This is a genomic window from Hymenobacter sp. AT01-02 (assembly GCF_000961955.2).
Classification (GTDB): domain Bacteria; phylum Bacteroidota; class Bacteroidia; order Cytophagales; family Hymenobacteraceae; genus Hymenobacter; species Hymenobacter mucosus.
This window is the reverse complement of the sequence record NZ_JZIR02000003.1, coordinates 140,983-166,176: the sequence shown is the minus strand read 5'-3', so window position 1 is coordinate 166,176 and position 25,194 is coordinate 140,983. Positions and strand designations below refer to the sequence as shown.

General features: G+C 53.8%; 22 protein-coding genes and 4 pseudogenes. 11 read left to right on the top strand and 15 right to left on the bottom strand.

Features of this window, described 5'->3' with window-relative positions; all coding sequences use genetic code 11:
• Window positions 1-76 precede the first annotated feature (76 nt).
• The 3 genes and pseudogenes from VI25_RS01670 to VI25_RS01660 all read right to left on the bottom strand — a co-directional run bounded on the left by VI25_RS01670 (window position 77) and on the right by VI25_RS01660 (window position 1,780).
• Window positions 77-521, bottom strand: a pseudogene (locus tag VI25_RS01670) (nucleoside deaminase).
• Between the two features lie 113 nt (window positions 522-634).
• Window positions 635-1,189 (bottom strand): hypothetical protein, encoded by a 555-nt coding sequence (locus VI25_RS01665; protein ID WP_045687929.1) that lies wholly within the window; start codon window positions 1,187-1,189, stop codon window positions 635-637.
• A gap of 138 nt (window positions 1,190-1,327) precedes the next feature.
• Window positions 1,328-1,780 carry a hypothetical protein gene (locus VI25_RS01660; protein ID WP_055562199.1) on the bottom strand — a complete coding sequence of 151 codons (453 nt, stop codon included), beginning with the start codon at window positions 1,778-1,780 and terminating at the stop codon, window positions 1,328-1,330.
• Window positions 1,781-2,105: 325 nt separating this feature from the next.
• On the opposite strand from VI25_RS01660, the pseudogene aspS reads away from it, so the two are divergent.
• A pseudogene (aspS, locus tag VI25_RS01655) lies at window positions 2,106-3,868 on the top strand (aspartate--tRNA ligase).
• Window positions 3,869-3,889: 21 nt separating this feature from the next.
• Here the strand turns inward: aspS and VI25_RS01650 are convergent.
• Complete coding sequence (locus VI25_RS01650; RefSeq protein WP_045687927.1) at window positions 3,890-4,975, bottom strand: LacI family DNA-binding transcriptional regulator; 1,086 nt, start codon at window positions 4,973-4,975, stop codon at window positions 3,890-3,892.
• Between the two features lie 268 nt (window positions 4,976-5,243).
• On the opposite strand from VI25_RS01650, the gene VI25_RS01645 reads away from it, so the two are divergent.
• The 7 genes and pseudogenes from VI25_RS01645 to VI25_RS01620 all read left to right on the top strand — a co-directional run bounded on the left by VI25_RS01645 (window position 5,244) and on the right by VI25_RS01620 (window position 10,716).
• Entirely contained in the window at window positions 5,244-6,104 is an 861-nt protein-coding gene (locus VI25_RS01645) for an aldo/keto reductase (RefSeq protein ID WP_201783253.1), read from the top strand.
• A gap of 217 nt (window positions 6,105-6,321) precedes the next feature.
• Window positions 6,322-7,571 (top strand): annotated as a pseudogene (gene fucP, locus VI25_RS01640) (L-fucose:H+ symporter permease).
• 3 nt (window positions 7,572-7,574) lie between these two features.
• Window positions 7,575-8,051 carry an amidohydrolase family protein gene (locus VI25_RS28180; RefSeq protein WP_316934222.1) on the top strand — a complete coding sequence of 159 codons (477 nt, stop codon included), beginning with the start codon at window positions 7,575-7,577 and terminating at the stop codon, window positions 8,049-8,051.
• Window positions 7,943-8,341, top strand: a complete 399-nt coding sequence (locus tag VI25_RS28175; protein ID WP_316934221.1) for an amidohydrolase family protein — start codon at window positions 7,943-7,945, stop codon at window positions 8,339-8,341. The genes VI25_RS28180 and VI25_RS28175 overlap by 109 nt, the downstream gene beginning before the upstream one ends.
• 96 nt (window positions 8,342-8,437) lie before the next feature.
• Window positions 8,438-9,448, top strand: coding sequence for a zinc-binding alcohol dehydrogenase family protein (locus tag VI25_RS01630; RefSeq protein WP_055562198.1), 1,011 nt, complete (start codon window positions 8,438-8,440; stop codon window positions 9,446-9,448).
• Between the two features lie 243 nt (window positions 9,449-9,691).
• Complete coding sequence (locus VI25_RS01625) at window positions 9,692-9,964, top strand: autorepressor SdpR family transcription factor (RefSeq protein ID WP_045687926.1); 273 nt, start codon at window positions 9,692-9,694, stop codon at window positions 9,962-9,964.
• On the top strand, window positions 9,961-10,716 hold the full coding sequence (locus VI25_RS01620; protein WP_052695100.1) for an SdpI family protein: 756 nt from the start codon (window positions 9,961-9,963) through the stop codon (window positions 10,714-10,716). Before VI25_RS01625 ends, VI25_RS01620 begins: the two co-directional genes overlap by 4 nt.
• Here the strand turns inward: VI25_RS01620 and VI25_RS01615 are convergent.
• From VI25_RS01615 to nuoK, 5 genes and pseudogenes are all read right to left on the bottom strand, one after another.
• Window positions 10,711-12,120, bottom strand: a complete 1,410-nt coding sequence (locus VI25_RS01615) for an NADH-quinone oxidoreductase subunit N (RefSeq protein WP_045687925.1) — start codon at window positions 12,118-12,120, stop codon at window positions 10,711-10,713. The two genes, VI25_RS01620 and VI25_RS01615, sit on opposite strands and share 6 nt — an antisense overlap.
• A 49-nt stretch (window positions 12,121-12,169) precedes the next feature.
• Window positions 12,170-13,638, bottom strand: a pseudogene (locus tag VI25_RS01610) (complex I subunit 4 family protein).
• Window positions 13,638-13,904: a superinfection immunity protein gene (locus VI25_RS01605; RefSeq protein ID WP_052695099.1), complete on the bottom strand. Its 267-nt coding sequence runs from the start codon at window positions 13,902-13,904 to the stop codon at window positions 13,638-13,640. The pseudogene VI25_RS01610 and the gene VI25_RS01605 overlap by 1 nt, the downstream one beginning before the upstream one ends.
• Before the next feature lie 3 nt (window positions 13,905-13,907).
• Entirely contained in the window at window positions 13,908-15,866 is a 1,959-nt protein-coding gene (gene nuoL, locus VI25_RS01600) for an NADH-quinone oxidoreductase subunit L (protein ID WP_045687924.1), read from the bottom strand.
• A gap of 104 nt (window positions 15,867-15,970) precedes the next feature.
• Window positions 15,971-16,303 carry an NADH-quinone oxidoreductase subunit NuoK gene (nuoK, locus tag VI25_RS01595; RefSeq protein ID WP_045687923.1) on the bottom strand — a complete coding sequence of 111 codons (333 nt, stop codon included), beginning with the start codon at window positions 16,301-16,303 and terminating at the stop codon, window positions 15,971-15,973.
• Between the two features lie 297 nt (window positions 16,304-16,600).
• Here nuoK and VI25_RS01590 point away from each other — a divergent pair, with 297 nt between their 5' ends.
• The 3 genes from VI25_RS01590 to VI25_RS01580 all read left to right on the top strand — a co-directional run bounded on the left by VI25_RS01590 (window position 16,601) and on the right by VI25_RS01580 (window position 18,305).
• Window positions 16,601-17,062 (top strand): MaoC family dehydratase, encoded by a 462-nt coding sequence (locus VI25_RS01590; protein WP_045687922.1) that lies wholly within the window; start codon window positions 16,601-16,603, stop codon window positions 17,060-17,062.
• 192 nt (window positions 17,063-17,254) lie between these two features.
• Window positions 17,255-17,863 (top strand): RNA polymerase sigma factor, encoded by a 609-nt coding sequence (locus VI25_RS01585; protein WP_201783252.1) that lies wholly within the window; start codon window positions 17,255-17,257, stop codon window positions 17,861-17,863.
• Between the two features lie 64 nt (window positions 17,864-17,927).
• Window positions 17,928-18,305 carry a hypothetical protein gene (locus VI25_RS01580; RefSeq protein ID WP_045687921.1) on the top strand — a complete coding sequence of 126 codons (378 nt, stop codon included), beginning with the start codon at window positions 17,928-17,930 and terminating at the stop codon, window positions 18,303-18,305.
• Window positions 18,306-18,361: 56 nt separating this feature from the next.
• Here the strand turns inward: VI25_RS01580 and VI25_RS01575 are convergent, their stop codons facing one another.
• The 6 genes from VI25_RS01575 to nuoF form a co-directional block, all read right to left on the bottom strand.
• On the bottom strand, window positions 18,362-20,110 hold the full coding sequence (locus VI25_RS01575) for a serine hydrolase domain-containing protein (RefSeq protein ID WP_262489900.1): 1,749 nt from the start codon (window positions 20,108-20,110) through the stop codon (window positions 18,362-18,364).
• A gap of 282 nt (window positions 20,111-20,392) precedes the next feature.
• Window positions 20,393-20,905 (bottom strand): NADH-quinone oxidoreductase subunit J, encoded by a 513-nt coding sequence (locus VI25_RS01570; protein ID WP_045687920.1) that lies wholly within the window; start codon window positions 20,903-20,905, stop codon window positions 20,393-20,395.
• A gap of 53 nt (window positions 20,906-20,958) precedes the next feature.
• A complete protein-coding gene (locus VI25_RS01565; protein ID WP_045687919.1) occupies window positions 20,959-21,534 on the bottom strand; it encodes a NuoI/complex I 23 kDa subunit family protein in 576 nt (191 codons plus the stop codon).
• Window positions 21,535-21,592: 58 nt separating this feature from the next.
• On the bottom strand, window positions 21,593-22,672 hold the full coding sequence (gene nuoH, locus VI25_RS01560; RefSeq protein WP_045687945.1) for an NADH-quinone oxidoreductase subunit NuoH: 1,080 nt from the start codon (window positions 22,670-22,672) through the stop codon (window positions 21,593-21,595).
• Between the two features lie 127 nt (window positions 22,673-22,799).
• Window positions 22,800-23,801 carry a 2Fe-2S iron-sulfur cluster-binding protein gene (locus VI25_RS01555; RefSeq protein WP_045687918.1) on the bottom strand — a complete coding sequence of 334 codons (1,002 nt, stop codon included), beginning with the start codon at window positions 23,799-23,801 and terminating at the stop codon, window positions 22,800-22,802.
• A gap of 46 nt (window positions 23,802-23,847) precedes the next feature.
• A complete protein-coding gene (gene nuoF, locus VI25_RS01550; protein WP_045687917.1) occupies window positions 23,848-25,188 on the bottom strand; it encodes an NADH-quinone oxidoreductase subunit NuoF in 1,341 nt (446 codons plus the stop codon).
• Window positions 25,189-25,194 lie beyond the last annotated feature (6 nt).

The window sequence follows — 25,194 nt, the reverse complement described above, 5'->3', positions numbered from 1 at the left end:
CCACTAGGAGTACACGCTGCCGTCAGGGTATAACCACCGAACCCCGTGTAGGGTTACGGAGGCGACCAAAAGTAGCCTATTTCCGCTTGCGAGCGAAAAAGTCCTGCATTAGCCCCCCACACTCATCCGACAGGATACCCGTGACTAACTCTGCCTTGGGGTGCAGCAGATTGCCATGCGCCGGTAGCCAAACTTAGGCTCGTGGGCACCATACACTACCCGCCGTACTTGGGCCCAGGCCGTAGCACCAGCGCACATCACGCAGGTTCTACCGTTACGTACAGGGTGCAGTCCTGCAAGTATTTATTGCCGAGGTGGTTGGCGGCGGCCGTGAGGGCCAGCATTTCCGCATGGGCCGTCACGTCGCGCAGCTTTTCCGTCTGGTTATACGCTCGTGCGATGATACGCTTATCCAGTACCACTACGGCTCCAATGGGAATTTCATCTTCATCAAACGCGTAGCGCGCCTGCTTCAAGGCTTCCCGCATGTACTGCTCATCGGAGTAAAGCGAAAGGGTCATAAGCGAAAGAGAAGAGGTAGGTACTAAAAGAGGCCTGGAAAGTGCAGGGAAAATTCCACTTCCGCGCTACTCCCACGGTACACGCTATACGGATGGCCCACGCAGGTCCTACCTTATTTCATCACTAGGCTTGCCATAACAGCCTGGGCCACGGGCTGCCACTGGGCTTGCTCTTCCGCCGGAGCCACGAAAGTAAACACGTACAACTGGTCGCCTTCAATGCTGTACTGCACCAGCTGATACTTGCGAATGGGAGCCAGCGTAGCGTTGCGACGGTTATCGGTGACCGTCGATACAAATTCGAGCATCACATAATCGCGCTTATTTACGGTGCGAATATCTTCCTTCAAGAATTCCACCTTGGAGTACATGTTTTGAATGCTGGCCTTGTAAATCTTCACCAGCAAGCTGTAGTCGCGGTTGCTGAAGGTGGTAGGCTTTTGGGCCACGCTAAGATCAACGCGGCCGTTGGGGCTACTAAAGACGGCTAGGGGTTTGCGCGGGGCCGGGTACTTGGCCGCAATGCCATCGTCGGGTAGGGGCTGAAAGCCGTCGGGTACGCCCACGGTAATGTTTTTGCTCACCACTGTTTTCTTGAGCTTGGGGCCAGCAAAGGCAAACAGCGCGGCTACTACCAGCAGAAAAGAAGCAAAGCGAAATGTTTTCATGGGGAGAGTATAGGACACTAGCCGGAGCTGGTGCCAGGCATAACAAGTGAAAGGAGCACCCACAGTAGTGCCCGTAGCAGTACAAAATAAAGCTCCGAAGCCGTAACGACTTCGGAGCCGAAAAAATGCGAAGCTAGCTTAGCGGCGCTTCTTTGCTACGGCCGTAGAAGGGTACTTAATCATCACCTTCTTCCAATACACGTAGTTGCCGGTTTTAGCTTCAATGAGGTAGGTGCCGGCAGGAATACGGCCCAGATCTACGGGCTCGCCCGTGTTATTCTGCGGGTCGAGGTTGGTCGTGTACACAGGCTGCTTTCTGTAGTTGGTCATAACCAGCGTACCAGGCTTGGTAAACTGCTGGGTAAAGCTGAGCATGATGCGCTGGCCGTCGGAAGTAGGAAATACATCAATGCCCGACAGGGTTTCGATGCGCTTGATAGGACCGTTCAGGGTTACTGGCTCTGCCTCCGATTTGGTTTTGACTTCGGTGCCGTCGCTAGTTTTAGTTTTGGTTTTAACCTTGGTCTGGGCCTGGGCGGCCGAAAACGTGAGGAACGAGGCGGCCAAGGCGAGCAGAACGGGGCGTTTCATATCTTGAAAAAAAGGAGTGTGGCGCGTAGAAAACGGTTTCGGGGAGGCAGTTTGCATACTCCGTACCAATTTTATGTGTGGCATACGGGAAAGGCCCATATTCTGCCGAAATAGAGATTTTCTCAACAAAGCATCTGGCATTAGGTGCGGCGAAAGGACAGTTTTTTTGCCAGCCCACTTATTTTTCCTGCCTACCTTCGCTCTGTATTTAGAAGGAAAAGGTGATAAGCAATGCACTTGCCTCCGCCGAACCAGGTAGGCTGGGTTGGAAGGCGCGGCGCCTTTGCTTGTCATGGCTTTTCCTCCTTTTCACTTGTTAACAGCCATGCTCCGGACTCATACTTGCGGCGAACTTCGCCCCGAACACGTTGGTCAAACCGTTACGCTCTGCGGCTGGGTACAGCGTACCCGCGATAAAGGCGGCATTTTGTGGGTAGACTTGCGCGACCGGTACGGCCTGACCCAGCTGGCTTTGGAGGAAGGCGTAGAAACGGCCGAAGTACGGGAGCAAGCCCGCCAACTGGGCCGCGAGTTTGTGCTCTGCGTAACGGGCCGCGTAGCCGAGCGCCACTCCAAAAACGATAAGATGCCCACCGGAGCCATCGAAATCCGCGTGGAGAAACTAGAGGTGCTCAACCCCGCCAAGCTGCCGCCCTTCCTCATTGAAGACGAAACTGACGGTGGCGACGACCTGCGGATGAAGTACCGCTACCTAGACCTACGTCGTAACACAGTGCGCCAAAACCTCATGCTGCGTCACCGCGTGGCTCAGGCTACCCGGCGCTACCTCGACGGACAGGAATTTATTGAAGTAGAAACTCCCGTTCTCATCAAGAGTACGCCCGAAGGTGCCCGCGACTTTGTGGTGCCCTCCCGCATGAATCCGGGCGAGTTCTACGCCCTGCCCCAGAGCCCCCAAACCTTCAAACAACTGCTGATGGTATCGGGCTTCGACCGGTACTTTCAGATTGTGAAGTGCTTCCGCGACGAGGACTTGCGCGCTGACCGCCAGCCAGAATTCACGCAAATTGACTGCGAAATGTCGTTTGTGGAGCAGGAAGACATTCTTAACACGTTCGAGGGCTTAGTGCAGTACCTGTTCCGGGAAGTGAAAAACCTGGAAATCGGTACGCTGCCCCGCATGACGTATGCCGATGCCATGCGTTACTACGGCAACGATAAGCCAGACACGCGTTTTGAAATGCGTTTCGTGGAGCTGAATGACATTGTGAAAGGCCACAACTTCCCCGTGTTCGACAATGCCGGCCTAGTAGTGGGTATTAATGCTAGCAATTCGGCCAGCTACACGCGCAAGCAACTCGACGAACTGACGGAGTTTGTGAAGCGTCCGCAACTGGGTGCTACGGGCTTGGTGTACGCCCGCGTAGAAGCGGACGGCACGGTGAAATCGTCGGTTGATAAGTTTTACTCCCAGGAAGTACTGCAGCAGTGGAAAGCAGCTTTCAATGCCCAGCCCGGCGACTTGCTGCTAGTACTGGCCGGCGAGCCAAACAAAACTCGCAAGGCCCTCTCGGAGCTACGCCTGGAAATGGGACAGCGCCTGGGCCTGCGCGACAAGGATACCTTCTCGGCACTGTGGGTTGTTGACTTTCCCTTGCTCGAATACATTGAAGAGGAAGGCCGCTACTTTGCTATGCACCACCCCTTCACCTCCCCCAAGCCCGAGGACGTGCCGCTGCTGGATAACCCTGATACCATTGGGGAAGTACGCGCCAATGCCTATGATATGGTAATCAACGGGGTGGAAGTAGGTGGGGGCTCCATCCGCATCCACGACCGCGCCGTGCAGGCCCGGATGTTTGGGCTGCTTGGCTTTAGCCCCGAGGAGGCGCAGGCTCAGTTTGGCTTCCTGCTCGACGCCTTCGAGTACGGCGCGCCACCCCACGGCGGCATTGCTTTTGGTTTCGACCGTCTCTGCAGCCTCTTCGGCGGAGCGACTCCATTCGGGACTTCATTGCCTTCCCAAAAAACAACTCCGGCCGCGACGTGATGATCGACTCACCCTCGCAGATTTCGGGTGCTCAGCTCAAAGAATTGAGCATTAAAACAGATGTGGTAGCGAAGTAAGCTAGTACTAGATTATTTCTACTATGAGTAGCGGTGCCCGAGTATTCGGACGCCGCTACTCGTTTTACGCCCATCTATCCGGGTAGGCAGCTTAGGCGCCGAAGAGTCCCGAACGACTAGTTGGGTAGTGAGGATGGTTTGGCGCGGGGCTGGGTGAGTGGCTGCTCGGGCTTGCTCCAAGAAAAGCAGGGCGGCTTCTTGGCCGATTTCTACTGTGGGGTGCATTACCGAAGTAAGGGTAGGCTCGACTACGGTAGCATGAAACTCATCGGTAAACCCAACCAGGGCTACATCCTGCGGGATACGCAGGCCTTGGCGCTTAAGCTCCTTCATGGCGGCAAAGGCCGTGGTGTCATTCACACCAAATATGGCATCGGGACGGTTGGGCAGGGCCAGGAGGCGTTGGGTGGCGGCGGTGGCACTGGCAATACTAAGGTCGCAGTGCACCAGGAGGCTTTCCTCGAAGGGCAAGCCACACGCAGCCAAGGCCTGTTGGTAGCCTTCAATACGCTCCTGGGTGATGTTGAGAGAAGCTGGCCCGGCAATGTGCGCAATGCGCCGGTAACCGCCTTCAAAAAAATGACGTGTGATGCGCCGCGCCGCTTCTTGATTGTCGACCACTACCGTGGCTACCTCCGTAGCGCGGCACACTCGGTCGAAAAATACTAGGGGCACTTCCGCGTCTAGCAACGCGTCAAAATGCGCGTACTCTTGGGTTTCTTGTGCCAGGCACATAATGATGCCATCTACCCGCAGCTTGAGCAGATCGGCCAAGCATTCCTTTTCCTTCTGGTAGCTTTCATAGCTGCTCCGAATTACAATGTGGTAGCCGTGTTCATTGGCTACGCGCTCAATACCACTGATAATGGAGGCGAAGAAGTGCGTAACCAAGTCGGGCACGATGACGCCGATAGTATAGGTTTGACTACGCAGCAACCCCATAGCTAGCGGATTGGGGCTGTACTGTAGCTCCTGGGCCAGCAGCTGCACCTTGCGGGTAAGCTCAGGGCTGATATCGGGGTGGTTGCGCAATGCCCGCGAAACCGTTGACATGGACACGCTCAGGGCTTGGGCTAGAGTTTTTAAGGAAACGGGCCGTTTGCGCATGCGCGGAGTGGAGGTAAGGTGCTACCAGAAGGCGGTAGACAAAGTGGAAATGCAAGGTCGTAACACTTCTTAACACTTCCGCACGGGTGCGGAATAGCTCGGGGGCAACAACGCAAAGCTTTGCGCAAAGCTTTGCGGAATTATATACCTGCCAAGCACTTGCGAAGCTCCGGGAAGCCCTTCATCTTGCTTGCAAGCCCACGCTGGAAACGGCCCCTATAGCCAGGCAAGCTACCCCGCACTTTCCTCCCACCCACTTTTTCTACCCATGGATTACCGACCCCTCGGCACTACTGGCCTGCACGTTTCCGCCCTAAGCTTGGGCGCTTCCTCCCTGGGTGGCGTCTTCCACAACATCGACGAGAATAAAGGTATTGATACGGTATGCACGGCCGTGGAACAGGGCATCAACTTCATTGACGTATCGCCCTACTATGGTTTTCTGAAAGCCGAACAAGTACTGGGACGAGCCCTGCGCCAAATTCCTCGGGAGCAGTATTACCTGTCTACTAAGGTGGGCCGCTACGGCCAAGACGGCGTAAAAAGCTGGGACTATAGCGGCTCCCGCGCCATCCGTAGCGTGGAAGAAAGCCTGGCCCGCCTGCACGTTGACTACATCGACCTGATTAACGTGCACGATATTGAGTTTAGTGACCTACAGCAGGTAATCAACGAAACCCTCCCGGCCCTCCATTCCTTAAAGGAGGCCGGAGTAGTAAAGCACGTGGGCATCACGGGGTTGCCACTGGCGTTATTTCAGCAGGTAATTGACCAGACGCCCGCCGGTACGGTAGAAACGGTGCTGTCTTTCTGCCACTACTGCCTTAATGATACTACCCTGGCCGACTACGTAGAGTACTTGAAGGCGCACAACGTAGGTATTATCAACGCGTCGCCCCTGGCTATGGGCATGCTTTCGGAGCGAGGAGCGCCGGAGTGGCACCCCGCATCGGTCGAACTGAAGCAGTACGCGCGGCAAGCGGCAGCTTTCTGCAAGAGCCAAGGGTACCCCATCGAGAAACTAGCTATTCAGTTTGCTGTGAGTCACCCAAGTATTGCTACCACATTGGTGAGTACAGCGCGGCCCGAGCTATTCGGCAAAATATTGCCTGGGCCACCGAACCCATAGATACCGAACTGCTGGAGCGGGTGCAACAAATTCTGCAACCTGTGATGAGCGAAACTTGGGAAAACTCCTGAGAACTGCCCCCAAGCTGTGGTGGCTTTGCAAAGAGTCCGCCAAGCTCTACGGCAAACCTGCTGATCCTTACCTACCCTAGAACAAGGCCAGTAGCCAGCTTGGTACTGTTACTACGCACTTTCCGCTCCCCCTACACCTCCCGCCCATGAGTACCCGCAAAAGCGTCTTTGCCGTTGGCCTGATTACGTCCCTGTTTTTTCTCTGGGGCTTTGCGCTCAACCTGAACCCCATTCTTATTCCTCACCTCAAGAAAGCCTGTCAGCTGACGGATGCACAGTCGGCGTTTATTGACTCGGCTTCCTACGTCGCCTATTTTCTGCTGGCTCTTCCAGCCGGGCAGTTTATGAAGCGCTACGGCTACAAGGGTGGTATTTTGGTAGGGCTACTGTTATTCGCGTTGGGAGCTTTTCTATTTTACCCCGCAGCGGCGGCCCGCTCCTACGTGTTCTTCCTGAGTGCCTATTCGTTATTGCCTGTGGCCTCACCTTCCTGGAAACGGCTGCTAATCCCTACATCACCGTGCTAGGCGACCCGAGCGGTGCCACCCAGCGCATCAACTTCGCGCAGTCTTTCAACGGGCTGGCCTCCACGCTGGCGCCGTTTCTGGGTGGGTTGTTCATCTTATCGGGCAAGACCCTGACGGCCCAGCAGGAAGCCAGCATGACGGCCCCCCAGCTGACCGCATATCTAGATGCGGAAGCCGCCGCGGTGCAGGTGCCTTACCTACTCATTGGAGGGGTAGTGTTGCTGGTAGCCGTGCTGCTCTACTTCACCCGCCTGCCCGACATCATTGAAACCGACACAGCCGGGGAGGAGGGGCGCTCTATTCTCCAGGAGAAAAACCTGCTGCTAGGGGTGTTGGCGCAGTTTTTCTACGTGGGCGCGCAAGTGTGCGTGAGTAGCTTCTTTATCCGGTTTGCGGGCCGCGTGGCCGGCATTGGGGAGAAGCAGGCCGCCTTGTATCTGGCCGGCGCGCTGCTAGGCTTCATGGTAGGGCGCTTCATTGGCACTCTGCTGATGCGCTACGTGGCCGCGTCGCGGCTGCTGGCTTTGTATAGCTTGCTCAACTTTTTTCTGGTGCTGTTGGCCGTAGTTCTGCCTGGCAAGCTGTCGGTGTATGCGCTGCTGGCGGTAGAGTTTTTCATGTCCATCATGTTTCCTACCATCTTCTCACTGAGCATACGTGGGCTGGGCGCCAAAACTAAGGAAGGCTCATCCTTGGTGATTATGGCTATTGTAGGTGGGGCAGTATTCCCCGTCATTATGGGCCGCGTGTCTGATATGACCAGCATTCAGGTGGCCTACATCGTGCCGGCCCTCTGCTTTCTGGTCGTGTTCTACTTTGCCCTTAAAAATAGCAGCGTAAAGAAAATTACGCTGGTAGCCGCGCACTAAGCCATGACCCACGAACCATCAGCACTGCTGAAAATTGATGCCCACCAGCACTTCTGGCAGTATAACCCGGTACGCGACGCTTGGATTGACGAGCCCATGGCCGCTATTCAGCGCGACTTTCTCCCGCCCGACCTAGCACCCTTGCTCCGTCAGCATGGCTTTGCCGGAAGCGTGGTGGTGCAATCCGATCAGTCGGAAGCTGAAAATGACTTTCAGCTACGCCAAGCCGATCAGTATGAATTCATTAAAGGCGTAGTAGGTTGGGTAGATTTGCAGGCCGCTGCTGTGGCGGAGCGGTTGGCCTACTACCAGCAGTTTCCAAAGCTGAAAGCTTCCGCCACGTGCTGCAAGGCGAGGCCGACCGCGCCCTTATGCTTACGCCAGCCTTTCGGCGGGGCATTGCTGCGCTGGAACGCCACGGCTACACCTACGATTTACTGGTTTTTCCCGACCAGCTCCGGTACGCAACGGAGTTGGTAGCCGCTTTCCCCCAGCAACGCTTTGTGCTCGACCACATTGCCAAACCGCCCATTAAAGCGGGGGAGGTAGGCACCTGGGCCGCTGATCTGCGGGCCTTGGCTCAACACGAGAACGTGAGCTGTAAAGTGTCAGGTATGGTGACGGAGGCCGACTGGCAGCAGTGGCAGCCCCAGGATTTTCGGCCCTACCTCGACGTCGTATTCGAAGTCTTTGGGCCTCGTCGTCTTCTGTTTGGCTCCGACTGGCCAGTGTGCCAGGTGGCAGGTGGCTACGGAGCGTGGTGGAGCTAGCGCAGCACCACCTCACTACCTTTTCTGCGGCCGAGCAGGCGCTTTTTTGGGGCGGCAACGCTGCGGCATTCTATCAGCTTTAAGAAGTCTTTTCCTATGAATACGTTGGTATGTGTTGAGCCCGGCCAGTTCCGCTACGAGCATCGCACGCCGCCCGTGCCGGCCCAAGGGCAAGCCTTATTGCGCATTCGGCGTATTGGTATCTGCGGCACCGATTTGCACGCCTACGAAGGTACCCAGCCCTTTTTTGCGTACCCGCGCGTACTTGGCCACGAGTTGGCGGGAGAGCTTGTAACGCCGGTGTCCGGCTTTCCTGTGGGGGAGGCCGTTACTTTTATTCCCTATTTCAGCTGTGGCACTTGCGTAGCTTGCCGTGCCGGCCGCCCCAACTGCTGCACCCACATCAACGTGTGTGGCGTGCACAGCGACGGCGGCATGGGCGAGTATCTGGTAGTGCCGACCAGCGCCCTGGTAGCTGGCCAAGGCCTGAGCCCCGACGAACTGGCCTTAGTAGAACCATTGGCCATTGGCGCCCACGGCGTACGCCGCGCGGGTGTGCAACCCGGTGAGTTTGTGCTGGTAGTAGGGGCTGGGCCTATTGGGCTGGGCATTATGGAGTTTGCGCGCATTGCGGGGGGGCAGGTCATTGCCCTCGATATTAACGAACAGCGCCTCGCCTTCTGCCGGGAGCATCTGCACGTGGCGCATACCGTGCAAGCCACCGCCCCCGATGTAGCCGAGCAGCTGCGGGCCATAACTGGCGGCGACATGCCTACCGTGGTTATTGATGCTACTGGCAGCTTAAAGGCCATCAACCAAGGGTTTCACTACCTGGCGCATGGTGGCCGCTACGTGCTAGTAGGTTTGCAAAAAGGCGAGTTGAATTTCTCGCATCCGGAATTTCATAAGCGCGAAGCTACACTGATGAGCAGCCGCAATGCCACGCGCGAAGATTTCGAGCACGTTATTACCTCCATGAAAGCCGGCTTGGTAAGACCCACCACATACATCACTCATCGCGTGCCGTTTGAACAGGTACAGTCGGAATTCAGCAGTTGGCTCAACCCTGCTACTGGCGTTATTAAAGCCATGATTGAGGTAAATTAAAGCCCCCGAACGTCTTGCTGAACTAAGCTGCGGCCCGCTGTCATTGGAGCGTAAGGCACTAGACACTGCCCTTGCCAAAATAGCAGTAAGGTAGGTGAAGGAGAAAATAATTCACAACGGCCTGCGTAGTTTGACTGCGCAGGCCGTTGCGCTTTTCGAGCCGCAACAACCCAAAATATATTGGAAGCTGAATGTTAACAATGGGAAAGTTATTTAGATATTTGTCTAAATAACTAATCAGTCTTGAACGCTCTATTTAAGGCACTAAATGACCCCACGCGCCGGGCTATTCTAGAATTGCTGCGGGAACAGCCACGCACTGCCGGGGAAATAGCCGACTACTTCCAGTTTTCTAGGCCTACAATCAGCCACCACCTCGACCTGCTCCGGCAAGCTGAGTTGGTGACCAGCGACAAGCAGGGACAATTTGTAACCTATACACTGAATATGACGGTGGTGGACGAGCTACTAAGCTGGTTACTACAGTTTAAACCCACTAATGAATCCAAGCCATGAAACCGAAACTCACTATCTGGAATGTACTCACTTTGCTGGCCGTAGTACTACCAACTGTGTATTTAGCGTGTACGTGGTCGGCGTTGCCCGCTCAGATTCCTACTCATTTCGGCATCGATGGGGAGGCTGATGGTTTCACGGCAAAGAAGAACATGTGGGTGCTCTGCCTTGCATTACCGCTAGGTACCTACTTGCTGATGCGCTTCTTACCCCAACTGGACCCCAAGCAGCAACTGAATGATGGCACCGTCAACTACCAGAAGTTACAGCTGGCATTGGTTGCGCTAATGAGTTGCATAAGCCTATTTAGCCTATATACGGCTTTGCACCCCGGTGTGCAGTTTAGCCGGGCCTTGCTGGTGCTGGTGGGCCTGTTCATTGCCGCCCTGGGCAACTACCTGACCACTGTGCAACCTAACTACTTTGTGGGCTTCAAGACGCCGTGGGCACTGGAGTTTCCGCGTATCTGGGCCCGTACGCACCGGCTAGGTGGGTGGCTATTTTTTACTATCGGCATGCTGAGCGCCTTGTTAGCACTGGTATGGTCTGCGCCTGTAGCTACAACTGTGCTGACTGTGGGTTTACTGGGTGCTTATATATGGGTATTCATACCGATTGTATCGGCGGGAAGTGAAAGCCGCCGCGGCCGGGCACTAGGAGAGTACGAGTACAGTCAAATGCCAAAACAAACAGCGCGGCCTTTTAGGGGCCGCGCTGTTTGTTTTGGCGCTGATATATGGTGCGGGCTATAGAATACCGCTTACCAAGCCGGGTAGTACACCTAGCACTACCGTTAGCAGAGCCAACAGTAGAAGTGCGGCCGACTGGAAGCTTGATACAGGCACTAAGGCCGCAGTGGTTTCATCCGTGTCGTGCATATACATAGCAATGATGGGGCGGAGGTAGTAGTAGATGCTTACCATTGACATGACTACTGCAAACACTACCAAGCCAATGTATCCATTCTCTACTGCTGCTGAGAACACAAAGAACTTACCAAAGAACCCACCCGTGAGGGGAATGCCGGCCAACGAGAGCATGGCTATCGTCAGCACAAAAGCCAGCAAGGGATTTGTTTTCGCTAAGCCATTCAGCCCATTGTAGTCTTCGCGCATGCGGGCGTTGGCTACCAACTGCAGCACCCCAAATGCGGCCACAGTAGCAATTGAATAAGCTAAGGAGTAGAAGAAAATGCCGTTAGCTGACGCGCCCTCCAACTGCCCATTGAACGCCACTAGGCCAATTAGCAAATAGCCCGCGTGCGATACGCTAGAGTATGCCAGCATCCGCTTGAGGCTGGTTTGGGCTACTGCTCCCACGTTGCCAATAAGTAAGGTAAGCACGCACATGGCCGTAAGTGTAGGTAGCCACAATCCCTGAGCCGAAGCCGCAGGAAATGCTTGCACCAACAGCTTGAGAAAGGCCGCAAAACCGGCGGTTTTTACCACCGTGCTCATAAACGCAGTAAAGAAGGTAGGGGTACCCTCGTACACGTCAGGAGTCCAGAAATGGAAAGGAGCAGCCGATACTTTAAACCCAATGCCAATCAGCATCATCAGCATGCCGATGTAGAGCATGGGCCTCAGAGAGTCGTTCACAGGATTCTGCACGGCAAAGCTGATGTCGCGCAGTACGAAGGTGCCGGTAGCACCGTACACTAGGGCCATGCCAAAGAGTAGGATGCCAGTGGCAAATGCGCCCATTAGGAAGTATTTGAGGGCCGCCTCGTTGGAGCGCAAGTTGCGCTTATCGGACCCCGCCAGCACATACATGGCAATGCTCAGCGTCTCGATACCCAAGAACAGCATCAGCAGGTGGTTATAGCTCACCAGCATAATGGCTCCAACCAAGGAAAACAGCAGCAGCGAATAGTATTCGGCTAGGCTTGCTTCGCCGTCGAGGACGTATTTTTCTGAGAAGGGAATGAGTAGCAAGGCCGTCAGTAGCACAATGCCAGTGAAGGCAATGGAGAAGTTATCGACGACCAGCATATCGTTGAAAAACGACTGTGGGCCCTGGTTCCAGTCAATGAAATTCACCGTGAGCACTAGGCCGAGGATGAGCATGGCCGCGGGCAGCAGGAGCCGGTTGGAGCGGCGGAATCCTAGAAATAGATTGCCGAGGCCCAGAACGGAAAGTAGAATGATTGAATTCATTAGCGTAGGATGTAGCCGCCGCGGCTCAAGGCCATGGACTACTATCAGTTTAGCGGATTACTACTTCGTTCAGAATGTTCAACACGCTGTCTTTCGACAAGTGCAAGAAGGTATTCGGAAACAGCCCAATCCAGAACACCAGCACAATAAGCGGTACCAGCAAGGCTAGTTCACTTCCCGTCAGGTCGGTGAAGGTAGCGGTGAATGACGAGTCGGGGCCCAGCATCACGCGCTGGAACATGCGCAATAAGTACACGGCGCTCAGAATGATGGTGATGCCAGCTACGGCACCCATCCAAGCATTGTACTTATACACACCGGCGAGCAAGAGGAACTCGCCCACGAAACCATTGGTAAGGGGCAGCGCAACAGTGCCCAGTAGCAGTACTAGAAAGCACACCGTCAGCACAGGGGCCTGGCGGGTAAGGCCTCCTAAGTCGTCAATCTGGCGGGTGCCCGTCCGGCGCTCAATGGCATCGGCAATGAAGAACATGCTACTACGTTTACGCCGTGGGCCAACATCTGAATGCTAGCGCCCTGCATCCCCATCTCCGTGAAGGAAAAAATGCCGGCTATCATCAGTCCCACGTGAGACAAGGAGGAGTAGGCAATAAGCCGCTTCACGTCCTGCTGGCGAATGGCGATGATGGCACCATAGATAATCCCAATGATGGCCAGAATCAGCACTAGGTTTTGCCAGTATGCCGTGCCTTGGGGCACTACCGGCAGCAGCCAACGCAAGCAGCCGTAAATGCCCATTTTCAGCATGATGCCCGAGAGAAGCATAGTAGCCGGGGCCGGTGCTTCGGTGTAGGTATCCGGCTGCCAGGTATGGAAGGGGAAGATGGGCATCTTCACGGCAAAGGCTGCAAAAATCAGCCAAAACAGCCACACTTGCGTCGCAACCGGCAGATTTAGATTATAGAAGGAAAGCAGTTCGGAATTGTGTGCCGAAAGGCCATTCGCCGTGGGACCAGTTTGGAAGTAGAGGTACACAAAGCCGGCCAGCATAAATAGCGAACCAACGATAGTGTAGAGGAAGAATTTAAATGTGACTTTGGCGCGGTTGGCACCGCCCCATACGCCGGCCAGAAAGTAAATTGGAATCAGTGCTACCTCCCAGAAGAAGTAAAAGAGAAAAGCATCCTGAGCCGTGAATACGCCTACCAGTCCGGTCTCCATAAACAACACCAGTGCATAAAACACCGACTCGTTTTCGAAGTTGCGGCGAAAGGCGCTCAGCAAGATAACGGGCACCAGAAAAACCGTCAACAACACCAGCGACAAACTCAGCCCGTCCATTCCCACGTGGAAGTTGATACCAGCAGAGCTAATCCACGGTAGGTTTAGCGAGAATTGCCCGGTAGCGTCAGCGCTGAATGAAATAGCCGCGTAGGCTGCTAGCGCAAATTCAACTAAAGCCGCGCCCAGCGCTGGAATCCGGGCCGCACGGCCTTTGAAGAAGTGCAGCAGCAGGGCGGCCGCCACGGGCCAGAGTAGGAGAAGGACAGTCAGCATTAGCTAATCAGGTTATTCCGATGACGCCGTAATTGATGCGAGGCAATAGCTTCTTTATCAGTAGGCGACAATTTGAGCGCAAAATGAAGGGCAATAAGCCATCCAATGATAGTCCAGCCCAAAAGCAGGTTTATGAAAAATATAGCCCGGGCATTTTGTTGGTCGCGGCCGAAGATAGCAGGCATCAGATAGCCAGTGAGGATAACCAAGACCCCAAAAAGGGAGAAACTTGTTTCAACATCGGCTAAAAATAAGACGCCAAGCATATGCTAAAACTTCACAAAGTTCAGGGCCATCACCAACACGATGCCCACTACCATTAAGATGAGGTAGGTTTCCACGGAACCAGTCTGTACATAGCGCAGGAGTTGGCCGCCACCCATGGTCAGGCGACCAAAGCCGTTCACAATGGGGTCAATGATGCCGTTCTCCACGAAGCGGTACAGTCCTTTCGAGAGGCCCATAATGGGCCGCACAAATAAGGTGTTGTACAGCTCATCAATGTAGTACTTGTGGTAAAGCAGGTTTTCCAGGAAGCCGCGCGACTCACCGTCTTCTGCTGGACGTACGCCGCGGCTTACATACTGCACGTAAGCTAGGATAATGCCTAGCACGCCAGCTCCTACCGAAAGACCAATGAGCATAAACTCGGTGGCGTGGTCAACCTCAGCCCCGAAAGCAGCCGGGTTAATCTTCTGGGAGTAAGTGAATAAAGGGGCGAGAAAGTCAGCGAGGTAGCCGCGCCCCAACACTAGCGGAGCATTTAGGAAGCCTCCTACAGCAGCCAGAATAGCCAGCACAATAAGTGGCAGTGTCATGGAAGCCGGCGACTCGTGCAGATGGTGTTTCTGCTCCTCCGTACCCCGGAACTCGCCGAAGAACGTCAGGAACAGCAGGCGGAACATGTAAAATGCCGTCAGGAAAGCCGTGAATAAGCCTACTGCATACAGCACTTTGCTATGCTCATGGGCATGCAGCAGAATTTCGTCTTTAGAGAAGAAGCCTGAGAAGGGCGGAATACCCGCAATGGCCAAGCAGCCAATCAAGAAGGTGATAAAGGTGATGGGCAGTGCCTTGCGCAGGCCGCCCATGCGGCGCATATCCTGCTCGTTGCTCATGGCGTGAATCACGGAGCCTGCACCCAGGAACATCAGCGCCTTGAAGAAGGCGTGAGTCAACACATGGAACAAGCTGGTGCTGTAGCCCATCACGCCCAAGGCCAGGAACATGTAGCCCAACTGCGAAACGGTAGAGTAAGCCAGAACCTTCTTGATATCATTTTGGGCCAAACCAATGGTAGCAGCAAACAGGGCCGTAGCTGCGCCGATGATGGCAATAACTTCGAGCGTTTCAGGGGCTAAGGTAAACAGCACATTGGCCCGCAGAATCATGTAGATGCCTGCCGTAACCATGGTAGCAGCGTGAATCAGAGCTGAAACCGGAGTAGGACCGGCCATGGCGTCGGGCAGCCAGGTGTAGAGTGGCAACTGAGCCGATTTACCGGTAGCACCCACAAACAGCAGCAACGTAATGACCGTGACTACGCTCACAGAATACGGCCCGAATTGGCCTAGTGCCGCCTTTTGAAATACCTCGCCAAACTGCACCGAGTTGAAGGTGAGGTAGATCAGGAAAATGCCGAGCAGGAAGCCTAAGTCCCCAACGCGGTTGATGATGAATGCTTTCTTAGCAGCGTTGTTATAGTTAGTGTTCTTGTTCCAGAAGCCGATAAGCAGGTACGAACAGAGCCCCACGCCTTCCCAGCCAATAAACAGAATAACGAAGTTGGCACCCAGTACCAGTACCAGCATGCTGAACACAAACAGGTTCAAGAAGCTGAAAAACTTGCCCACATTCTCGTCGTGGTGCATGTAGCCGATACTGTACACGTGAATCAGGAAACCCACGCCCGTCACCAGCAGCAGCATAATCAGGCTCAGCTGATCAATCTGGTAGGAGAAGGGGATTTGCATGGAGTCCACCGAAATCCAGTCGAACAGCGTAACCACGTAGGGCGCCTGGAAGTTGGCAAACAGCATAACCGAAATCAGGAAGGAGCCTAGCACCGCCGCACTCCCAATCAGACCGGCTACCGTGCCCGACAAGCGTCGGTTCAGCAACCCATTAATAAGAAAGCCCAAAAACGGCAGCAGCGGAATAAGCACGTACAAAAAGGTGGAGTACGGGGCGCCGGCAGCGGGAATTACTTGCGTTACTTGTTCTTGCATATGATGGGGCCTAGGGAGCTTAGGGCCAAGGGCAACTGTCGGGTTCTGTACTAGTGATACGCACCAATACAACTCTTCTGCGCCCGAGGCCTTCCAAACCTAACTCAGAACTTCAGTCGATTTAGCAGGTTGACATCGGTATTCTGAAGGTTGCGGTATATCATCACGATAATAGCTAGGCCTACTGCTACTTCGGCGGCAGCCACAGCCATGATGAAAAACACAAATATTTGTCCGTTGGCATCAGCGCGATACGCCGAAAAAGCCGTCAGCAGCACGTTCACAGCGTTAAGCATTAGCTCTACGCACATAAAGATGATAATTGCATTACGTCGGGTGAGCACGCCTAGCACACCAATGGAGAACAATGCGGTGGCGAAAAAAACGTAATACTGAAGAGGAACCGTTTGGATGACCTGCGGTATGTTCTGGTCCATGCGGGAAGGCTGACGGCGAAAGGACGTCCTCACTCACGGGGGAGTGAGGAACTACTAGCTGGCAAAGCTAGCTGAAATTCGGAAACACCGGCCCTAATTCTACCCCCTTTCTGGGCGAAATCGAGATGGGGCTTTTTTCGCAGTAGTAAGCTCGGCTAAATGATTCTTATCTGATTAAAAATCACCGCCTATCTAGAGCATTCAAAGCTCGGCTACTAATCCGCAAAAAAGCCCTGATTTGCGTCCCAAACGGGTATCTGCCGTACATTCGTCCCCTCACACGCAACCCACTCTCGAATGAGCCTTACCATTAGCAGCTTAGCTGAACTACAACAGTACGAAGAACAGGAGCTCGGCGTATCGCCCTATCATACCATTACTCAGGAGCAAATCAACCAGTTTGCAGCGGCTACGCTCGACTTCCAATGGATTCACCTGGATGCAGAACGTGCCCGGACGGAGTCGCCTTTTGGAGCTACTATTGCGCACGGCTACCTCACAGTAGCACTGCTGCCCTACCTCTGGAATCAGATTGTTACGATTGAGAATCTGAAGATGCAGGTGAACTACGAAATAGAGAGCCTGCGCTTCAACCAAGCCGTCGTAGTAGGTAGCCAAGTTCGCCTGCGAGCTAAGTTGGTGTCGGTAAAAGATCTGCGGGGTATTGCCAAAGCGCGCATTGAAGTAACCCTGGAGGTGGAAGGTAGCCGCAAACCAGCTTACGCTGGTATCATCACCTTCCTCTACCACTTCAGCTAAAACGCAGAAGATAGTTTGCTGTTATTTGTTAGTTGAAGTACGTAGCCTTGGTAGGCTGCTTATGAACTAGTGCCCCGTTCCGCGCTATATAGCCTGGTTAGCAGCTACTAACCGAGGCTCTGCACTTGCCTTTGGTAAGAATTTGTGAAGCGCGTAAAGTATTTCTTACGCTTTACCGTCTGCCTATGCAGAATGGAAACGCTACCCCTCACGCTTCACGCCCCGCACCCCATGACGGCTGGCTATCAGGATCAGCAGATACAAGAGGCTGTACGTGCGCAGCGCGGCCGCTTGCTGCAATTTATCCGTCGCCGCATCCCCGATCCGGCAGAAGCGGAAGATGTGCTGCAGGATGTATTTGCCGAGTTAGTGGAAAGCTACCGGGTGTTGAAGCCCGTGGAACAGGCTGCGGCCTGGCTGTTCCGCGTGGCTCGCAATAAAATCACGGACCTGTATCGCCGTAAAAAAACGGTGTCTTTGGAAAATGAAATGGCTGCCTATGCGGCTGACGGGGACGAAAACGCCTTATTGCTAGCCGACATTTTGCCCGCCCCAGATGATGCTCCTGAGAATCGCCTGCTGCGCGAAACCCTGATGGAAGCGCTAGCCGATGCCTTAGCTGAGTTGCCCGCCGCCCAGCGCGAAGTGTTTATCTGGCACGAGTTGGAAGAAAAAACCTTCCGCGAAATGGAGGAAGAAACGGGTGTTCCGCTTAAGACTCTGATTTCGCGCAAACACTACGCTGTGCAGCATCTACGCAAGCGCTTGCAGATTCTGTACAACGAGCTGTTCACGGATTAGGCGCGGCTGTGCTACCCAGCCCCCTCGCGCGCATCCGGTTTACCACCTTCAGCAATTCAACAGCATGAAATCTTCCTTTTGGCTGCTACGCGGCCTGAAATTTATACTCTTTGCCGTCCTATTCGTGGTGGCCATCGGCTACCTTACCATGAACCTGTGGAATTGGCTTGTACCCGCCTTATTTCAAGGGCCGCAGATCACTTTCTGGCAGACTATAGGCTTGCTCGTACTGTCCCGTATTCTATTTGGAGGGTGGGGGCGCGGGGGGCGCAGCAGCGCTTGGGCTCGGCACCGCCGTCAGTGGAAGCAAAAAATGGAATCTCGAATGGCTTCTCTTACCCCAGAAGAGCAAGAGAAGTTTCGCCAGAAAATGGCGGGTGCCTGCAGCCCTTCGTGGATGCGACGCAAGGCTCCGGAAGAATCTTCTAATGCCTCGTTCTAACTGATGTAACTGAAAAAAGCCTTGGTTCTATCAAGGCTTTTTATTTTCCACTGAGCTTACTGTTTTGGCCAGGCTAATAGGGCTCGAATGCGGCCTAAGTAGGATGCTTGGGAACCTGCGGCTGGTGTTGAGGTAGGGGAGACTTTAGGTAACCCTGCGGGTTTCTTGGTTCGAATTTTACCAGCTGTAATTTTATTACGGGTACCCAAACGGGGCTTACTCCGCGCAAGTGGTGCCGCGGCGGGCAACTGGAAGCGCAAAACGGGGTTCCCATCAAATGTGTAAACCGGAGCCATTCCTACCTGTTCATCAAATCGATATTCCATCACTCGGGCATAGTACGTATGGCCAGCTTGCAATCCAGTTACTTGCACTACGCTATCAGGGCCGGCGGCTACTACGTATGTGCCTTCTCCCAGAGAAGCCCCGTGGCCAAAAGTGCGGCCGCCAGCGTAAGCACGCCCTTCAATGGGAAAACGAGTTACTGGTGCTCCCTCGCTTACTACTACCAAGCGGTGGGTGCCATTTCCGTTTTTCCATGTGAGCGTAGCTGATCTTGGAGTGTCGTGCGTGAGCCGCAAGAGAGAAGCATTTTGCTCCGGCGGCAGTAGGTTGTAGGTGGGCCATGTGGCCGTGCTATTAAGACAATCCCATCCTAAGCCCTCCACGTCGTTCCAGAAACGGTTTGTGTTAGGGCAGGAGTTGAGCAAAATAGCCCACGTATACCCATCGGCAGTGCGCGCCACAATGCTAGTAGAGCCGTTGAGGCACCCCGTATGCCACCACACACCGCGTTTATTGACCATCCATCCCTTAGCATAGCGCTTTGTTGCCTCCGAGGGAGTTGTCATGGTGTCAAGGGTAGCAGGTAGCAGCAGGTCGGGGGTAGTAGCAAGTCCATCGACAGCTAGTAAAAAGCGCACCAAATCGCGGGCGGTAAATAGCCAGCCACCATGGGCATTCATTGCCTCTAAGTTGGCTCCGCCATAGGCATATGGTACCCGTTTACCCGTACCGTAGCACGATTCCCCCGTGAGCGGGCACGAATATTCCGATTCGTTCTCCCGTTTGTCGGCTAGCAAATTGCGGCCTAAGTGTGCTTCCAGAATACCGACTGGCTCTAAGATGTGGCTGCGCACCCACGTTTCATAGCGCTGACCAGTTACTTTCTCGATAACCTTCCCTAGGATCAAATAGCCAATGTTGGAATAAGCGAAACGGCTACCAGGCGCAAAGTTCAACTCCTTACTTAGTAAATAACGAATTAAGGTAGAGTCGCCCACGGGGTTTGGGGCCTGCATTACCTGGGCTACGTGCAGCGGAAAGTCAATGGGGTCAGAGTTAGAGAAACCATCCACGCCAGCATCCCGATTCCACCCTGCGGTGTGTTCTAGCAATTGGCGCACCGTGATGGTGTAGATGCGCTGATCAGTAATAAGATCTGTGTAGTACGGTTCCTGCAGATAGCCTGTTGGCCCAAATACGTTATGTTGTAAAGTAAGCTGCCCATCTTCCACTAGCTTCATAATAGCCACGGAGGTCACCGGTTTTGAAACGCTAGCGACCCGCATCAGGGTAGCTGGCGTCATGGCTTGGCTTCGGGCTAGGTCGGAGTAGCCGAAGCCCCGGGCATATACTAGCTTTCCTTGCTTGCTAATAGCCACCGAAGCGCCAGGTATTTTCCAGCGCTTCATTAATTTTTGGACTGCAGCATCATATGATGCAGTTTTTGATGACCAAACTCCCGTTTGGGCCCATGCTGGGAAGGTGAGCAAGCTCAATAGCAGAGCAAGCAGAATTTTCACAAAAATATACGATATATGAGCTGTTCTTCATAGTTAAATGCAACTATGATTGTCTAATAGCAGACCTGCAATTTTACCGGATATTGCTGATAAACTGGTGATTACAATTATAGATAATTTTGTATTATTCAAATAAAATAAAAATAAGCAATAGTACAGATAACTAGCCGAGGGCAAATAAGCGCTCAGGTAGTCTAGCTGCCAGAGAATGTGATACATAAAAACAAGAGCGGCAACTGATAGCTCAGTTGCCGCTCCGTGCGTTGGTAGTAAGGGTATTCTTTAGAAGTTCCGCTCTCCTGCTTCGCGCTTGCCCAACATTACCGCACCAACCATGGCCACGAGGAACAGTACGGAAGCCAACTCGAAAGGCAGTAGGTAGTCCTGATAAAGCACTAGGCCCAAGCGGTCCACCATACCAATCTGAGAATCGAAAGTGGCATCTTGAGGAGCACCCGTGGGTGCAATATCTTTGAGTGCGGCTACCAGAATGAGTAGTAGCGATCCGCCAGCTACGGCCGCCGCAATCTTGGCGAGGGCTGGTTTATGTGGCTCCGTATCCACGTTCAGGTTCAGGAACATAATCACGAACAGGAACAACACCATAATGGCCCCGGCATACACGATAATGTTCACGGCCGCCAAGAACTGCGCATTGAGCAGCAGGTAGTGTCCTGATAAGGCAAAGAATGTCAGAATCAAAAACAGTACGCTGTGCACTGGATTCTTAGCGAAGACAACACCTAGCGCACTTAGCAGCGCTACAAAAGCCAAAAAGAGAAAGATAGGAGACATACGGAATGGTTTTGTCGTGCTAAGTGAAGCACTCAAGACGGCAGATGCTGTGGCTATACAGGTTGCTGCGCTAAGTTGCTGCGTAAAGAGTCGGCCTGTTCAGGTGTCAGTTGGATACCACGAATGGAGCGGGCATCGGGCGATACGGGCTCAACTAGGCGGTCTTTGCCGTAAATGAACTCATCTCGCTCGTAGCGTGGTGGCGCAATCTTGTCGGCTTGCAGGTACACCGCAGCTTTGGGGCAAGCTTCTTCGCAAAGCCCACAGAAGATGCAGCGCAGCATGTTGATCTCGTAGCTGATAGCGTACTTCTCCTCCCGGTATAAGCTTTCTTCACCTTTCTTCCGTTCGCCAGCAACCATGGTAATGGCTTCGGCTGGGCAGGCAACAGCGCATAGACCGCAAGCCGTGCACCGCTCCCGGCCTTGCTCGTCGCGCTTCAGGACGTGTAGTCCACGGAAAATGGGGGAGAATGGACGTACTTCCTCGGGGTATCGCACGGTAGCCTTCTTCATGAAGAAGTGGCGCATCGTGATGCTCAGGCCCTGGAAAATTGCCGGCAGGTAGGCCCGCTCGGCCAAGGTCATCGGCTTCTTTTCTAGTTTCTTAGCTCTATTTGTGAGTTGCATATCGTCAGACCAGGTGCCTTTGCGCTCTATGGCCGGAAAGGCGAGGTAGGAGGGATGGTTACTTGATTACCCCAAGTAGGATGAGGCCGCCGGTGATTAGGATATTCACAACCGCAAGAGGAATGAGAATAGTCCAGCCCAGACGCATGAGTTGATCGTAGCGGAAACGTGGCAAGGTCCAGCGCACCCACATGAAGAAGAAAATGAAGGCAAAAATCTTCAGAAACAGGCCTACCGTGCCCAGCACTGTAATCAGGTTCTGGGCGGCTGCTAAGGTCCAGTCGTGGTTTTCTACCAACCAGCTTCGCAGCTCGTACTGGAAAGGAAAGTTAAAGCCACCGAAGTACAGCACGCTCATCACGGCCGAAGCCACGAAAATATTGATGTACTCCGCGAATAGGTACAGCCCCAGCTTCATGGATGAGTACTCGGTGTGGTAGCCGCCCACTAGTTCGGTTTCGCACTCTGGCAAGTCGAAGGGCGTGCGGTTGGTTTCAGCAAAGGCGCACACGCAGAAGATTATAAAGCCAAGAGGCTGCTTTACAATATTCCAGAAATGCCACTCGCCAGCTACAGACTGCTGTAGGGTGATAGTGCGTAAGCTCAGGGTTTCCGATATCATCAGCACGGCAATCAGGGACATGCCCATGGCTAGTTCGTAGCTGATGTTTTGGGAGGCAGCTCGGATAGCGCCCAGCAAGGAGAACTTATTGTTTGACGCCCAGCCCCCGATCATTACGCCGTATACGCCCAATGACACTACGCCGAATACCCACAGCATCCCAACGTTCACCTCAATTCCTTGCAGGAAGAAGGCATTATTGCCAAAGCTCAGGTTATTACCAAATGGAATTACGGCCGACGACATAAGGGCCGTAATCATAGCTAAGCAAGGCCCAAAGATGAACAAGGCCTTGTTGGCGCCACCGGGAAAGAACTCTTCCTTGGTGAACATCTTAACAGCATCGGCCAGAGGCTGTAATAAACCGAAAGGTCCGGCCCGGTCGGGGCCTACACGGTCTTGCAGGAAGGCAGCAATTACACGTTCAGCGTACGTGCAGTATGTCGCAATTAGCAACGACAGTGCGAAGACAACGAAGATGACGATGGATTGCCAGCCTAGTGCGGGTAGTTCAATCATTGGGTGGTTGATAGCTAGGGTACGTCTGTTGGGTAGAACTACTCAAAGCAGCGTACTTACTGACGATGAATGACTGTTGCGTATGACGCTAGGCTAGATAGCAAGCTCCGCCTAGCACTAAGGATTAGCTACCGAGTTTCAAGGGAGGGTTCTGGGCCAACTCACGCTGGGTGCTTTCTGGCAAATCTGCCACAACCGACTGGTTTAGCACTGGTAGCTCGTAGTGGTTGGCCGAGATAACCGAAGAACGCTCAATATGCGCTGGCCCCTCAATGGTCCAGTCTGAGGTATCCTTCTTCTCAAAGCGGCACTCGTTGCAAATCCACTCTTTCACCTCGCCGTATTGGTCTTTACGAGCTGTAGTGCGTAGAACTTCCTTGCCTTTATACCACAGCACAACGTTGCCAGAGCACTTAGGACAGTCGCGGTGGGCATTTACCGGCTTGGTAAACCACACCCGCGACTTGAACCGGAACGTTTTATCGGTAAGAGCACCCACGGGGCACACGTCAATGACATTACCAGAGAAGTCATTATCAATAATGTTCTCGATGTACGTGCCAATTTCGGCTGCGTCGCCGCGGCCCAGCACGCCATGCACGCGGTTATCCGTAATCTGGTTGGCCGTATATACGCAACGGTAGCATAAGATACAGCGCGTCATATGCAGCTGAATCAGGGGGCCAATGTCGATTTTCTCGAAGGTACGCCGCTCCTCCTGATAGCGTGTGGTGCTTACTCCATGCTCGAACGCAAAGTTCTGAAGGTCACACTCGCCTGCCTGGTCGCACACTGGGCAGTCTAGGGGGTGGTTGATGAGTAGCATCTCCACGATGCCCTTGCGCACGTTTAGTACCTGCTCAGACGTAGTATTTTCTACTATCATTCCGTCTTGCACCGGGGTTACGCACGAGGCTACCAGCTTTGGCATGGGGCGCGGGTCCTTGGCCGAGCCAGCGGCTACGCGCACCAAGCAGGCCCGGCACTTGCCACCTGAGCCCTTCAGCGGGGTGTAATAGCACATGGCTGGGGGCACAATGCTGCCACCGATTTGGCGGGCTGCATTGAGGATGGTAGTTCCGTCCGGAACTTCTACCTCGATGCCATCAAAAGTTATTTTAGCCATTATTCAAAGCTTCCGGGAAGGAAGAAGAAAGTCAAGTGTCAGATGATTAAACCAGTACCCCATTGGCCCGGTACACCGCACCGGGTTGCGCGGCTTCCTTGGCGTTGGTCACGTGCCACTCAAACTCGTGGCGGAAGTGGCGCACGGCCGCCGCAACGGGCCACGCAGCTGCTTCTCCAAGTGGGCAGATGGTATTTCCCTCTATTTGTTTGGCTACACTCACGAGTAAGTCAATGTCTTCCATATGACCGTGACCATGCTCCAAACGGTGCAGCACCTTTTCAAGCCAGCCGGTGCCTTCACGGCAGGGCGAACATTGGCCGCAAGACTCGTGGTGGTAGAAGCGGCTGAAATTCCATGTGTTGCGCACAATGCAAGTGGTTTCGTCCATAGCAATGAAGCCACCTGAACCCAGCATAGTACCCGTTACGAAACCTCCATCAGAAAGCGACTCATACGTCATGAGACGGTTTTCACCGGCTGCCGTTTTCAGAATCAGTTCTTTCGGCAGTATGGGTACTGACGACCCCCCGGCTACTACCGCTTTCAGTTCCCGGCCCTTCCAGATGCCGCCGCAGTATTCATCAGAATAGATGAATTCTTCTACGGGCACCCCTAGCTCAATTTCGTAGATGCCAGGCTTGTTGAGGTGGCCGCAAGCAGAAATAAGCTTGGTACCTGTGCTCTTGCCCACTCCAAGCTTAGCGTATTCGTCGCCGCCCTCGTTGATAATGGGCACAACAGCCGCAATAGACTCAACATTGTTTACTACTGTAGGACGGGCGTATAGCCCTTGCACCGCCGGAAATGGAGGCTTGTTGCGCGGGTTTCCTCGCTTGCCTTCTAACGATTCCAGCAGGGCTGTTTCTTCGCCACAGATATAGGCACCACCACCAGGATGCACATGCAAATCGAGGTCGTAGCCAGAGCCTAGGATGTTTTTACCCAGGAAGCCGTTTGCATAAGCTTCTGCAATGGCCTTCTCCAAGATACGCAGCACATACAAAAGCTCGCCTCGAATGTAGATGTACGAGGTGTTAGCACCCAAAGCATACGAACTCGTAATCATACCTTCTACGAGTAAGTGCGGGAGCTTTGACATCAACTGTCGGTCCTTGAAGGTGCCTGGCTCTGACTCATCTGCATTGCAGACGAGGTAGCGTGGTACTCCTTCGGGCTTAGCCAAGAAGCTCCACTTCATGCCAGTAGGGAAGCCAGCACCCCCTCGGCCCCGCAGGCCCGATTTCTTTACTTCCTCCACCACCTCATCGGGGGTCATTGTTTTCAGCGCTTTCTCTACCGAGCGGTAACCACCATGTTTGCGGTACACCTCAAAGGTATTAATGCCTTCAACGTTAATATGTTCGGTCAGCAGTTTGCGTCCCATAGGTTC